The following is an 11,640-nucleotide window of genomic DNA, read 5'->3' on the forward strand; positions in this document are numbered from 1 at the left end:
GCAAGTACCTGCAAGGCGGCGCGACACACGGCCATACAAATCCGCCGCGCACGGGTGACGCGGCGCCCGCGCGCGGCGCATGTCGCTCGGGTATCCTCGGCGCGCCCCGACGCCCCCAGATCCCCTTTCCGCCATGAGCGACGCACCGCCCTCCGGGGCCGACGACATCCTCCACTTCGGTCCCTTCACGCTGCGCGTGGGCGAACGCCTACTCGCGCGCGACGGAGAACTGGTGGAGCTCGGCGGTCGCGCGATGGACGTGCTGCTGGTGCTGGTCGCGAAGGCCAACGCGATCGTGAGCAAGCAAGAGCTGATGGCACGCGCCTGGCCCGGCATGGTGGTGTCCGACGGCAGCCTGCGCTACCAGATCACGATGCTGCGGCAGGCCTTGAACGACGGCGAGGACGGCGCGCGCTACCTGTCGAACGTGGTGGGCCGCGGCTATTGCTTCGTCGCACGCGTCACGCGCGGCGAGGCCGTGGCCGAAGTCCGGGCCGATGCAGCAGCCGCGGTAGGGCCGATCGAACCGGGCCTGCCGGCGCAGCCGCTGGAACTGCTGGGCCGCGCCAAGGACCTCGCGGCGATTCCCGCGCAACTCGCCAGGAGCCGCTTCGTCACCATCGTGGGCTCGGGCGGCGTGGGCAAGACCTCGGTCGCCATCCGCGTGGGGCAGGGCATGTTGAGCGGCTTCGACGGCGCGGTGGTGTTCGTCGACCTCTCGATGCTGGCCGACCCCGGTCTGGTGCCGAGCGCCATCGCCTCGATGCTCGGGCTGTCGGTGCGCTCGGCCGATCCGGTGCCCAGCCTCATCGCCTACCTGCGCGGCAGGCGGATGCTGCTGATCCTCGACAACTGCGAGCACGTGATCGCGGCGGCCGCGTTGCTGGCCGAGCGCATCTTCCAGGCCGCGCCCGGCATCCACCTGCTCGCGACCAGCCGCGAGGCGCTGCGCGTGCCGGGCGAGCACATCCATCCGCTCGACCCGCTGGCCACGCCGCCCGACCAGCCGGGCCTGCTGGCGCGCGACGTGCTGCTGTATCCGGCCACGCGCCTGTTCATGGACCGGGCCGGCGCGAGCGGCGCGATGCCGGCGCTCGACGATGCCGACGCGCAGGTCGTCGCTGGCATCTGCAGGAAGCTCGACGGCCTTGCGCTCGCGATCGAACTCGCGGCGCGCCGCGTGACCACCTATGGCCTGCGCCAGACCGCCGCGCTGCTCGACGAGCGGCTCGCGCTGTCGTGGCTCGGCCAGCGCACGGCGCGGCCACGCCACCAGACGCTGCAGGCCACGCTGGACTGGAGCTACGAGCTGCTCGACCCGCGCGAGCGCGAGGTGCTGTGCCGGCTCGCGGTCTTCGTCGGCCGCTTCTCGCTCGAGGCCGCGCGGCAGGTGGTGGCCGACGAGGCGTTGACGCAGGCGCAGGTGGTCGACGCGATCGCGAGCCTGGCCGAGAAATCATTGCTCGCGGTGCATCGCGCGGGCGGCTCCGCGCAGTACCGCCTGCTCGAGAGCACGCGCGCCTATGCGCTCGCCAAGGCCGATGCACAAACCTCCGAGGCGAGCGCGCGCCGCCATGCGCTGCACTTCCGCACGCGGCTCGAGCGCATGGCCGCCGAGCACGATGCGTTCTCGGGCGACACCGCCCGCGCCTCCGACCTGGCCGACCTCGGCAACGTGCGCTCGGCGCTCGCCTGGTGCTTCGACCGCGGCGGCGACAAGGACCTGGGCCTCTCGCTGGCGGTGGCGGCCGTGCCGGCCTTCATGGCGATGTCGCTGCTGGCCGAATGCCATGCCTGGTCGAAGCGCGCGCTGGCCGAACTCACGCCCGCCGCGCGCGGCAGCGCGGTGGAGATGCATCTGCAGGCGGCCGTCGGTCTCTCTCAGATGTTCACGCGCGGCAACAGCGACGAGGTGCGGCATGCGCTCGAGCGCAGCCTGCAGGTGGCCGAGGCGCTCGGCGACGGCGCGAGCCAGGTCCAGCTGCTGGCGCGGCTGCAGATCTTCCACGAGCGGATCGGCGATTTCGTGGAGTCGCTGAGCCATGCGAATCGCTGCGCGCGCGTGGCGGCCTCGATCGACGACCCGACCGCGCGGGCCATCGCGGATTCGCTCGTGGGGCTGTCGAACCACCTGCTGGGCGACCAGGCGGGCGCGCGGCATTTTCTCGAGGCCGCGATCGCGGGGTCGACGCTGTCGCGGCAGGGCACCAGCATCTACTCGGGCTTCGACTTCCACAACCGCGCCTGCATCTCGCTGGCCCGCACCCTGTGGCTGCAGGGCCATCCCTCGCAGGCGATGGCACTGGCACAGCGCGCGGTCGACGAGGCGCGCGCGCTCAACCATCCGGTCACGCTGTGCATCGCGCTGATCTGGGCCGTGTCGGTCTATCTCTGGGCCGGCGATCTCGAGCGCGCCGAGCGCGACATCGACAGCTTCATCGCCTTCGCCGAATCGCATTCGCTGACGCCCTACCTCGCGGTGGGCCGCGGCGTGAAGGGCGAGCTCTGCGTGCGGCGTGGCGATGCCGAGCCAGGCGTGCGCGCGCTGCAGGGCTGCCTGGTCGAGCTGCGCGAATCGCGCTACGAGCTGCTGACTTCGGCCTTCAACCTCACGCTCGCGGAAGGCCTGGTCATGACCGGCCGGCACGACGAAGCCCTGGCCCTGATGGACGACACGCTCGCGCTGGTCCATGCCAAGGGCGACCTCTACAACCTGCCGGAGCTGCTGCGCGTGAAGGCGCGCGCGCTGTCGGGCGGGCCGGCCCCGCGCCTCGCGCAGGCGAGGCAATGCCTGGACGAGGCGCTGGCGGTCAGCCGCCAGCAGGGCGCACGCTCGTGGGAGCTGCGCGTGGCAATGGACCTGGCGCGGCTGTGGGCCGATGGCGAGCGCGCGCAGGAAGGCCGCGATCTGCTCGCGGAGGTGTTCGCCAACTTCGCCGAGGGCTTTGAGACGACGGACCTGCAGGAGGCCGCGCGCCTGCTCGACGGCGCGGAGGATGCGGCGGGCTGAGGGCAACCGCCGCCGTCCCGCTCACTGCAGCTGCACGGCCTCCACCGTCGTCGCCAGCGCCCGCAGCCGCCGCAGGCAGTCGCCCTCGGGATAGCCGAGCACCTTCCAGCGCGGCACGGCCAGCGGCAGCCGCTCGATCAGGTGGCCCGCATGCTCGGCGAAATGCGGCCATGCGACGATGGTCGGCGTTTCGTCCGCGACCTCGCAGAGAAAGACCAGGTCGGCTTCGGGCAGCCAGGTGTCGACGCCCTTGGGCAGCACCGCATAGCTGACCAGAGCGCCATCGGATTCGCGCCGCAGCAGGCTGTGCTTGGCGACGAAGACGTCGATGCCGGCCTCCACGTGGGCCTTCTCGAGCACCTCCTGCTGGTCGTTGTAGTCGACCGCCTTTTCTTCGCGCAGCAGCGCCGCGAGCTGCACGCCAGCCTGGCCGGGCGGGGTCCACAGCGACCAGGTCTTGTCGCGCAGCCTGAACATCTCGGCGCTCAGCGGGCGCGACTGCTCGCGCAGCACCCGGCGCGCGGTGGCGATCATGTTCTCGAGCGCGTCCGCATCGCCGGCACCGCAGACCAGCAGGCAGGTGCGGTTCGGCGCCATCGCCACCGGGTCGCCATCGAGCGGCAACTGCCAGGCCAGTTCGTGCAGGAAGATGCGGCCCGCGTCGTAGTAGTCGCCGTAGTTCGACACGTAGAGCCCGGGCGCGAGCTGGCCGAAGGCCGGCGCGGCCTTGTGGCGCAGGTTGTCGACCGCGATCTCGAAGGCCTGCTCGAAGCCGATGCCCCAGCGCTCGAGGTCGTCGGGGCTCAGTTGCGCGATCGCATGGTCGCTGTCGATGGCGACGGCCGCGCCCAGTGTGGGCGAGAACGGGGTCCACACCATCGTGTCCTCGAGCTTCTTCGAGAAGTCGCCATGCGAGATGCGCGCGAGGTCCACGCCGGCGAGGCGCCGCAATATGGGCAGCAGCCGCGGCCTGGCCTCGTCGAGGTCGGCGGGCCGGTCGCTGCCGATGCCCGCGACGCCCAGCGCGAAGCGCGCGATCTGCTCGCGCCGCTCCGCCGGCCGGGCCTGGCAGCAGTCGGTGTAGAGGTTGTGCAGGTAGACCGTGCCGCCGTCCGCGCGGCGGATCAGGAACTGCTCGGGATCGAGGACCAGCTTCTCGTCGGGCAGCAGGCGTTGCAGCTCCTGCAGGAGCAAGCGGGCGACATGTTCGGTGCCGGGCTTCCGGTCGAAAAGGCGGCGGATGAATGACAGCATGTTCCCCTCCTGCGGGCCAGTATAGGCAGCGCCTGTGTCACGCCGGCCCCTCCTTCCAGGCGAGGGCGGATGCCACGGAGAATGTATGATTCATATATGTTTCGTATATGCGATATGCATTGAGGTTCGAGCATCCATGGCTTCCGGCATCCACATCAAGTCCCCCGAAGAGATCGACAAGGCGCGCCAGGCCGGCCGCCTTGCGGCCGAAGTGCTCGCCATGATCGAGCCGCACGTGGTGCCGGGCGTGAGCACCGAAACCCTCGACCGCATCTGCCACGACTACATCGTGAACGTGCAGGGCCTCGTCCCGGCCAACGTGGGCTACCAGGGGTATCCGAAGACCATCCTCACCTCGGTCAACCAGGTGGTCTGCCACGGCATTCCCTCGCCCGACAAGATCCTGAAGAAGGGCGACATCGTCAACATCGACGTGGCCGTCATCAAGGACGGATGGTTCGGCGACACCAGCCGCATGTACTTCGTCGGCGCGCCGAGCGTGCTCGCGCGCCGGCTGGTGGAGACGACCTACGAGGCGATGCGCGCCGGCATCCTCGCCGTCAGGCCCGGCGCCACGCTGGGCGACGTCGGCCATGCGATCCAGTCGGTGGCGCAGCGCGAGCACTTCGGCGTGGTGCGCGAGTTCTGCGGCCACGGCATCGGGCAGGTCTACCACGAGGACCTGCAGGTGCTGCACTACGGACGCCGCGGCGAGGGCCTGCGGCTCGTGCCGGGCATGGTGTTCACCATCGAGCCGATGCTTAACGCGGGCGGGCGCGAGATCCGCCACCTGCCCGACGGCTGGACGGTGGTGACGAAGGACCGCTCGCTCTCGGCCCAGTGGGAACACATGGTGGCCGTCACGCCCGAGGGCCACGAGGTGCTCACGCACTGGCCCGACGGGACCGGGAGCTACCCGCCGGTCTGAAGCGCCCGTCGAGGCGACCCGCATCCGTAGACATCGATGGCGGCCCGGATGCGCGAATCTCCTACTTCCGCCGCGCGCGATGGCTCCCAGTCTGTGTGCATCTGTCTTCCAAGGAAACGACGCACATGGCAACCAGCAGCATCCTCGGCGGCGAGCACGCCCCGACCGCCCCCAAGGGCACCGACGCCGACGCCCTCGGCCCCAGCGATTCCAGCGACAGCGGCAGCGATGCCGCGGGCGACGACCGCGCCGTCATCGACGGCGGCGAGGAGCCGGCGACCAACGCGGACATCCTGCCCGACCGCGTGGGCGTCTTTCCGGACGCCGCGACGGAGGTCGCCGACGCCGTCGACGACCCCGAAACGCTGAATGCCGAGGAGCTCGCCGACGAGAACGGCGAGGACGACGACGAAGAGACCGCCTGATGCCAGGCGTTCCCGATGCAGCCGCGCGCCTCAAGCACACGCTGCGCCAGGTGTTCGGCCATGCCCGCCTGCGCGCGGGCCAGGCCGAGGTCATCGAGCGCGTGATGGCCGGCCGCTCGACCCTGGCCGTGATGCCCACCGGCGCCGGCAAATCTCTGTGCTACCAGCTGCCGGCCTTGCTGCTCGAGGGCCGCACGCTGGTGGTGTCTCCGCTCATCGCGTTGATGAAGGACCAGTGCGACAAGCTGCGGGCGCTGGGCATCTGCGCCGTGCAGGTCAACAGCGCGCTGGGCGCCGAAGAGCTGGAACGGGCCGAGCAGGCGATCGACGACGGCAGCGCGCGCATCGTGCTGGTCACGCCCGAGCGGTTGGCGGACCCCGGGTTCGTGAGCCGGCTATCGGCGCACCGCGTGGCGCTGGTGGCGGTCGACGAGGCGCACTGCATCTCGCAATGGGGCCACGACTTCCGGCCCGCCTTCCTCGAGATCGGTCCGGCCGTCCGCGCGCTCGGCGGCCCGCCCGTGCTCGCGCTCACGGCCACCGCGGGCGAGGAGGTGGCGGCGGATGTCATGAAGAACCTGGGCATTCCGCGCGCGGGCCTGATCGATACCGGCGCCTACCGCGCCAACCTGCGGTTCGAGGTCGAGCAGACGACGCAGGAGCCGGAGCGCCAGCGCCGCATCGTCGAACTGGTGCGCGAGGAGGCCGGCAGCGGCATCGTCTACGCTGCCACGGTGAAGGCCGCGCAGGAGGCCTTCGATGCCCTGAAGGCGGCCGATCAATCGGTCGCGCTCTATCACGGCAAGCTCGGTGCGCGCGAGCGCGCCGAGGCGCAGGAAGCGTTCATGGCGGGCAGCGCGCGCGTGATGGTCGCGACCAATGCCTTCGGCATGGGCATCGACAAGCCCGACATCCGCTTCGTCGTGCATTGCCAGATGCCCTCGAGCCTGCATGCCTACTACCAGGAGGCCGGTCGCGCGGGCCGCGACGGCGAGCGCGCGCGCTGCGTGCTGCTGTTCCACGCCAAGGACCGATCGGTGCAGCAATTCTTTCTCGCGGGCCGCTATCCGCAGCTCGAGGACCTCGATGCCGTGTACCGGCAACTGCTCGCGGAGCCACCAACGCCCGAGGGCTGGACCGCCGCGAACCTGCTCGATGCGCTGGAGCGTCCGCGCACGCGCATGCAGGCGGCGATCGCCTTGCTGCGACAGCAGAAGCTGCTGGCCATCGACCGGCGCGGGCGCATCGCGCTGCGGCAGGCGATGGCCGAGCGCGCCGACTTCGGCGCGATGCTCGACGGCTACAAGGCGCGGCGCGAGCAGGACCGCGAGACGCTCGAGCGCATGCTGGCCTATGCGCAGTCGGGCCAGTGCCGCTGGCAACTGCTGCTCGACGACCTCGATCCCTCGGCCACGGCGAAGCGCTGCGGCACCTGCGACAACTGCCGGCGCATCGCGGCGCACGAGGCCGCGATGGCGCAGCCCATCGTGGTGAGCGAGCAAACCGCCAAGGTCGCGAAAGCCGCGACGCGCGAGCGCATGCCCTTCGCCGAGAGCGATCCCGTGAAGGTCAAGCGCTTCGGCGCCGGCGTCGTCGTGTCCTCGACCGACGGGATGGTCACGGTGGCTTTCGAGGATGGCAGCCGGCGCTGCTTCCATCCCGACTACGTGAGCCGCCGGAGAGCGGCGCGCAAGTCGCCCGCCGCACTCGCGATGTCGGGCGCCGCTAGCTTCGCGGTGCCCGTGCCGGCCTGATCCGCCGCGTGCGGCGCATCGCCAGCGCCATGAACAGCGCGCCGCCGACGAACATGGCCAGTGGCGATGCCAGCCGGCGCGGCGCGCGACGGACAGGCTCGGGCGGCGCGCGACCGGTCGCGACCTGGCTGTCCGTGCCCGCCTCCGCCTGCCGCGCGGCTTCCTCCGTGGCCGCCTGCGCCTTGCCCGCGGCCACCGACCCATGGGCATTGGCATAGACCTTGGTGAACTCCGCGCCCAGCAGGAAGATCTGCGCCGCGTAGTAGACCCAGGCCAGGAGCACCACCAACGAGCCCGCGGCCGCGAAGGATTCGTTGACGCCGCTCTTGCCGAGGTACAGGCCGATCAGCACCTTGCCGATCTCGAACAGCACGGCAGTCACGCCGGCGCCGACCCACACGTCGCGCCAGGCAATGGGCGCGCTCGGCATGAACTTGAAGATCATCGCAAACAGCACGGTGAGGATCGCGAGCGAGACGAGGATGTTGACGCCCTGCAGCAGCGCCTCCCATCCCGGCAGCAGCGCGGCGCTCCAGCTTCCCAGCGCGGCGAGCGCCGCGCTCACCACGAGCGAGACCATGAGCAGGAACGCGAGGCCGAGGATCAGTCCGAACGACAGCACGCGCGCACGCAGAATGCCCCACACGCCCTGCGGCTTCACGCGCTCGGGCACATGCCAGATGCGGTCGAGCGCGCTCTGCAGTTCGGCGAAGACCGTGGTGGCGCCGACCACCAGCACGACGATGCTGATCGCGCCGGCCACCAGGCCGCGCGAGGGTTCGCTGGCGCTTCGGATCAGCCCCTGCACCGCCAGTGCGCCTTCCGCGCCGATCAGGCCCGAGAGCTGCGCCGCGATCTGGCCCTGTACGGCTTCGGCGCCGAACAGCGCGCCGGCCACCGCGATCACGATCACCAGCAATGGCGCCAGCGAGAACATCGTGTAGTACGAGATCGCCGCGCCCATGCTCGGCGCGAAATCGTCGATCCATGCCATCACGGCGTCCTTGCACAGGCGAAGAAGACCGGGCGAGCGGGCGGTGCGGGTCGAGGAAGAGGCCATGGCCGACACCGTGCCCGCGCCCTCCCTCGGCGGCCGTAGGAAACCCGCGGTTCATGGCGTGGGTCGCGCGGGATGCGCATTGGCTGACAGGGGAGGGCGCGGATGCCCCACCCGGGCCGATGCGGCAAGGCGGTTCATTGAAGTCTTCTCTTCACCACTTCAGGAAAGACTTCTTCATGAACCGAATCACCCGAATCCTTTGCGCCAGCGGTTTTGCTTTGGCCGTCGTGCCCGCCCTGGCCCAGTCCGGTGGCAGCGGCGGCGGCGGTCCGGGCCTGAACAGCTCGGACAGTGTCGCGACGCAACCGAAGAACGGCGGGACCTCGGCCACCACCCAGCCTTCCGCCACCAGCCAGGGCAACTCGATGTCGGGTGGCAACCTGAATCCGCAGGGCAAGGCGTCGAACCAGAAGGCGCGCCCCGGCACTGGTTCGTCGATGGGTTCGAAGGCGGGCGAGAACCCCAACACGCAGGCCACGGGGCAGGGGCGGACAACGAGCCCTCAGTAAGCTGGCCGACAGGTCAAGCTGAAAGACGCCCCATGGCTTTCAGTGCGCGGCCACGTACAGCGCATGCGGCGAGGGATCGGGCCGCGCGAAGGCCTCGCGCATGCGCGCGGCCTCCTGGGCCGGGCCGCGGCCGAACATGCGCTTGAACTCGCGGCTGAACTGCGAGGGGCTTTCGTAGCCCACCTGCGCGCTGGCATGCGCGGCCGTGACCTGGTGGCGGGCCATGATCAGCCGCGCCTGGTGCAGGCGCGTGGTCTTCAGGTACTGGATCGGCGAAGTCGAGGTGACGGCCTTGAAGTGCGCGTGGAACGAGGTGGGGCTCATGCCGGCCTCGTCGGCGAGGCCGTCGATGTCGAGCTTCTGATCGAAGCGCGAATGGATGGTGCGGATGGCCTTCGCGATCTTGCCGAAGTGGCCCTGGCGCGTGAGCGAGGCCCGGATGGCGCTGCCCTGCTCGCCGGTGAGAACGCGGAAGTAGATCTCGCGCACCAGGTCGGGGCCAAGGATCGGCGCCTCGAGCGGCGAATTCATCACTTCTAAAAAGCGCAGCACGGCGCGGGCCAGGCGAGCGTCCATCGGGGTCGACATCAGGCCCTTGGGTGCCGCGCCTTCGGCCAACCCGTGTTCGTCGAGCTTCATCATCAGTTCTGCCGCGACCTGGAAGTCGAGGCGGAAGTAGATCGCCAGCAGCGGCTCCTGCGCCGATGCGTCCGTGTCCATCGAGAAGGGAACGGGCACCGACACGGCCAGGTAGTGCTGCGCGTCGTAGAGATAGACCTCGTCGCCGAGGAAGCCGCGCTTGCGGCCCTGTAGCACGATGACGATGCCGGGTTCGTAGAGCACCGGCGCGCGGGCCAGCGGCCGGTCAGACCGGAGGATCCGGACATCGGGCAGCACAGTCAGGTTGTAGCCTTCGATCGGCGCCAAGGGCCGCACCAGGTCGACCATCTGCCGCTGCATAGGGTAGACCTTGGGTGGTGCGTTGCGTGGACGAGCGTCGTTCATGGGAGTCGCGAATCTGCCACAGCCGGGCCGCCGGGTCCACGGCTTCGTAGTTTTAGGCAAGCCATGTGTGGGACTCGGCATATCGCGACCGTGCTGCGATTTCTACGATAGGTGCCTGATCTTCAAGGAGCCGAACATGACCCAGACATCACTCAAGACCTTCCTCATCACGGGCGTCAACTCGGGATTCGGAAAAGCCTTCGCGGCGGCCGCCCTCGCGCAGGGGCACACGGTGCTCGGTACCGTCAGGAGCGAAAGCAACAAGGAAGCCTTCGAGCGCAGCGCGCCCGGCCGATCGCATGCCGTGGTGCTCGACGTCACCGATTTCGACGCGATCGAGCGATCCGTTCCCCGGTTGATCGCCGAGCACGGGCCCATCGACGTGCTGATCAACAACGCGGGCTACGGGCACGAGGGCACGCTGGAGGAGTCCAGTCTGGCCGAGATGCAACGCCAGTTCGACGTGAACGTCTTCGGCGCGGTCGCGATGATCAAGGCCGCGCTGCCCTCGATGCGCACTCGCCGCCGCGGCCACATCGTCAACATCACCTCGATGGGCGGCTTCATCACCATGCCCGGCATCGCCTACTACTGCGGCAGCAAGTTCGCGCTCGAGGGCATCTCCGAGGTGCTCGGCAAGGAGGTCGCGGGCTTCGGCATCCATGTCACCGCCGTCGCGCCGGGCTCGTTCCGCACCGACTGGGCGGGGCGCTCGATGGTGCGATCGGAGCGCAGCATCGCGGACTACGACGCGCTCTTCGATCCCATCCGCGAGGCCAGGCAGGCCAAGAGCGGGGCGCAGACCGGCGATCCCGCGAAGGCGGCGCAGGCACTGCTCGCGCTGGTCGATGCGCCGAATCCGCCGGCGCACCTGCTGCTGGGCACCGACGCGCTCGCGCTCGTGCGCGCCAAGCTCGCGGCGATGTCAGAAGAGATCGATGCCTGGGAAGCGGTGACGCGCTCGACCGATCACGCCTGAGGTTCGCGCAGCAGCGCATGCAGCGCCGCGGCCATGTGGGCCTGCATGGAAGCCGCGGCACCGGCCACGTCGCCCTCGCAGATGCGCGCCACGAGTTCGGCATGGCCGTCCTGCACCTGCTGCAGGCTCTTGCGAGTCTTGCGCCGCTCCATGCCCTGGCGCGACTGCGATTCCAGCGACGCGCGGATAGATCCGATCATCTGCCACAGCAAGGGGTTGCCGCTGGCGCGCGCGATCTCGACGTGCAGCTCGGTGTCGAGCGCCGCATAGGTGGCCGGGTCGTGCAGGCAGCCCTGCATGCGGGTCACCAGCGCCGTCATGCGCTCGATCTGGGCCGGCTGCCGGCGCGCGGCCGCGAGCGCCGCGGACTGGCCTTCGAGTGCCGCGCGCACGGCCATCAGGTCCTCGGTGGAGTTGTCGAGCACCTGCAGCGCGCGTGCGAAGTAGATCGACATCGCGGTGGCGTCGAGGTCGCGCCGGATGATCGGGCTCTTGCCGTTGGCGATGTCGACCACCCCCATGCCCTTGAGCGTGCGCAGCGCCTCGCGTACTACGGGCCGGCTCACGCCGAGGATCTCGGCCAGCCGGCCTTCGCCGGGCAGCGCGGCGCCGGGCGCCAGCCGCGAGCGCTCGATGTAGCCCAGCAGGCTCTGCACGGCCTGCTCCGAGAGCGGCACGCGCTCGAGCTTGTCCAGGACGAAGGGGTGGGCGGTCAT

General features: G+C 70.1%; 10 protein-coding genes. 6 read left to right on the forward strand and 4 right to left on the reverse strand.

Annotated features, from left to right (window positions below; translation table 11 throughout):
* Window positions 1–133 precede the first annotated feature (133 nt).
* Window positions 134–3,010: an ATP-binding protein gene (locus ACEN9J_RS38955; protein ID WP_413765100.1), complete on the forward strand. Its 2,877-nt coding sequence runs from the start codon at window positions 134–136 to the stop codon at window positions 3,008–3,010.
* 21 nt (window positions 3,011–3,031) lie between these two features.
* Here ACEN9J_RS38955 and ACEN9J_RS38960 read toward each other — a convergent pair whose 3' ends face one another.
* Window positions 3,032–4,264 (reverse strand): hypothetical protein, encoded by a 1,233-nt coding sequence (locus tag ACEN9J_RS38960; protein ID WP_413765101.1) that lies wholly within the window; start codon window positions 4,262–4,264, stop codon window positions 3,032–3,034.
* Between the two features lie 136 nt (window positions 4,265–4,400).
* Here ACEN9J_RS38960 and map point away from each other — a divergent pair, with 136 nt between their 5' ends.
* From map to ACEN9J_RS38975, 3 genes are all read left to right on the forward strand, one after another.
* Window positions 4,401–5,192, forward strand: coding sequence for a type I methionyl aminopeptidase (gene map, locus ACEN9J_RS38965; RefSeq protein ID WP_413765102.1), 792 nt, complete (start codon window positions 4,401–4,403; stop codon window positions 5,190–5,192).
* Between the two features lie 125 nt (window positions 5,193–5,317).
* The gene (locus tag ACEN9J_RS38970) at window positions 5,318–5,617 is read left to right on the forward strand and encodes a hypothetical protein (RefSeq protein WP_057596244.1); all 300 of its coding nucleotides are present in this window, start codon (window positions 5,318–5,320) and stop codon (window positions 5,615–5,617) included.
* Window positions 5,617–7,371: a RecQ family ATP-dependent DNA helicase gene (locus ACEN9J_RS38975; protein ID WP_413765103.1), complete on the forward strand. Its 1,755-nt coding sequence runs from the start codon at window positions 5,617–5,619 to the stop codon at window positions 7,369–7,371. Before ACEN9J_RS38970 ends, ACEN9J_RS38975 begins: the two co-directional genes overlap by 1 nt.
* Here ACEN9J_RS38975 and ACEN9J_RS38980 read toward each other — a convergent pair.
* The gene (locus tag ACEN9J_RS38980) at window positions 7,343–8,431 is read right to left on the reverse strand and encodes a YihY/virulence factor BrkB family protein (RefSeq protein ID WP_413765104.1); all 1,089 of its coding nucleotides are present in this window, start codon (window positions 8,429–8,431) and stop codon (window positions 7,343–7,345) included. The genes ACEN9J_RS38975 and ACEN9J_RS38980 overlap by 29 nt on opposite strands.
* A 176-nt stretch (window positions 8,432–8,607) precedes the next feature.
* On the opposite strand from ACEN9J_RS38980, the gene ACEN9J_RS38985 reads away from it, so the two are divergent.
* Window positions 8,608–8,940 (forward strand): hypothetical protein, encoded by a 333-nt coding sequence (locus ACEN9J_RS38985; protein ID WP_172705659.1) that lies wholly within the window; start codon window positions 8,608–8,610, stop codon window positions 8,938–8,940.
* Window positions 8,941–8,979: 39 nt separating this feature from the next.
* On the opposite strand, the gene ACEN9J_RS38990 is transcribed toward ACEN9J_RS38985, so the two are convergent.
* Window positions 8,980–9,945: an AraC family transcriptional regulator gene (locus ACEN9J_RS38990; RefSeq protein ID WP_413765105.1), complete on the reverse strand. Its 966-nt coding sequence runs from the start codon at window positions 9,943–9,945 to the stop codon at window positions 8,980–8,982.
* A gap of 136 nt (window positions 9,946–10,081) precedes the next feature.
* Between ACEN9J_RS38990 and ACEN9J_RS38995 the strand changes: the two genes are divergently transcribed.
* Window positions 10,082–10,924, forward strand: a complete 843-nt coding sequence (locus ACEN9J_RS38995) for an oxidoreductase (protein ID WP_413765106.1) — start codon at window positions 10,082–10,084, stop codon at window positions 10,922–10,924.
* Here ACEN9J_RS38995 and ACEN9J_RS39000 read toward each other — a convergent pair.
* Window positions 10,915–11,640 carry a FadR/GntR family transcriptional regulator gene (locus ACEN9J_RS39000; protein WP_413765107.1) on the reverse strand — a complete coding sequence of 242 codons (726 nt, stop codon included), beginning with the start codon at window positions 11,638–11,640 and terminating at the stop codon, window positions 10,915–10,917. The genes ACEN9J_RS38995 and ACEN9J_RS39000 overlap by 10 nt on opposite strands.

Origin of the sequence: Variovorax sp. Varisp41, assembly GCF_047325085.1 — a bacterium.
GTDB lineage: Bacteria > Pseudomonadota > Gammaproteobacteria > Burkholderiales > Burkholderiaceae_C > Variovorax.

What these genes read in the sequence shown, in the direction of transcription:
- ACEN9J_RS38955 (WP_413765100.1), top strand. Translation starts at nt 134, where the DNA reads ATGAGCGACGCACCGCCCTCCGGGGCCGACGACATCCTCCACTTCGGT.
- ACEN9J_RS38960 (WP_413765101.1), bottom strand. Translation starts at nt 4,264, where the DNA reads ATGCTGTCATTCATCCGCCGCCTTTTCGACCGGAAGCCCGGCACCGAA.
- map (WP_413765102.1), top strand. Translation starts at nt 4,401, where the DNA reads ATGGCTTCCGGCATCCACATCAAGTCCCCCGAAGAGATCGACAAGGCG.
- ACEN9J_RS38970 (WP_057596244.1), top strand. Translation starts at nt 5,318, where the DNA reads ATGGCAACCAGCAGCATCCTCGGCGGCGAGCACGCCCCGACCGCCCCC.
- ACEN9J_RS38975 (WP_413765103.1), top strand. Translation starts at nt 5,617, where the DNA reads ATGCCAGGCGTTCCCGATGCAGCCGCGCGCCTCAAGCACACGCTGCGC.
- ACEN9J_RS38980 (WP_413765104.1), bottom strand. Translation starts at nt 8,431, where the DNA reads ATGGCCTCTTCCTCGACCCGCACCGCCCGCTCGCCCGGTCTTCTTCGC.
- ACEN9J_RS38985 (WP_172705659.1), top strand. Translation starts at nt 8,608, where the DNA reads ATGAACCGAATCACCCGAATCCTTTGCGCCAGCGGTTTTGCTTTGGCC.
- ACEN9J_RS38990 (WP_413765105.1), bottom strand. Translation starts at nt 9,945, where the DNA reads ATGAACGACGCTCGTCCACGCAACGCACCACCCAAGGTCTACCCTATG.
- ACEN9J_RS38995 (WP_413765106.1), top strand. Translation starts at nt 10,082, where the DNA reads ATGACCCAGACATCACTCAAGACCTTCCTCATCACGGGCGTCAACTCG.
- ACEN9J_RS39000 (WP_413765107.1), bottom strand. Translation starts at nt 11,640, where the DNA reads ATGACCGCCCACCCCTTCGTCCTGGACAAGCTCGAGCGCGTGCCGCTC.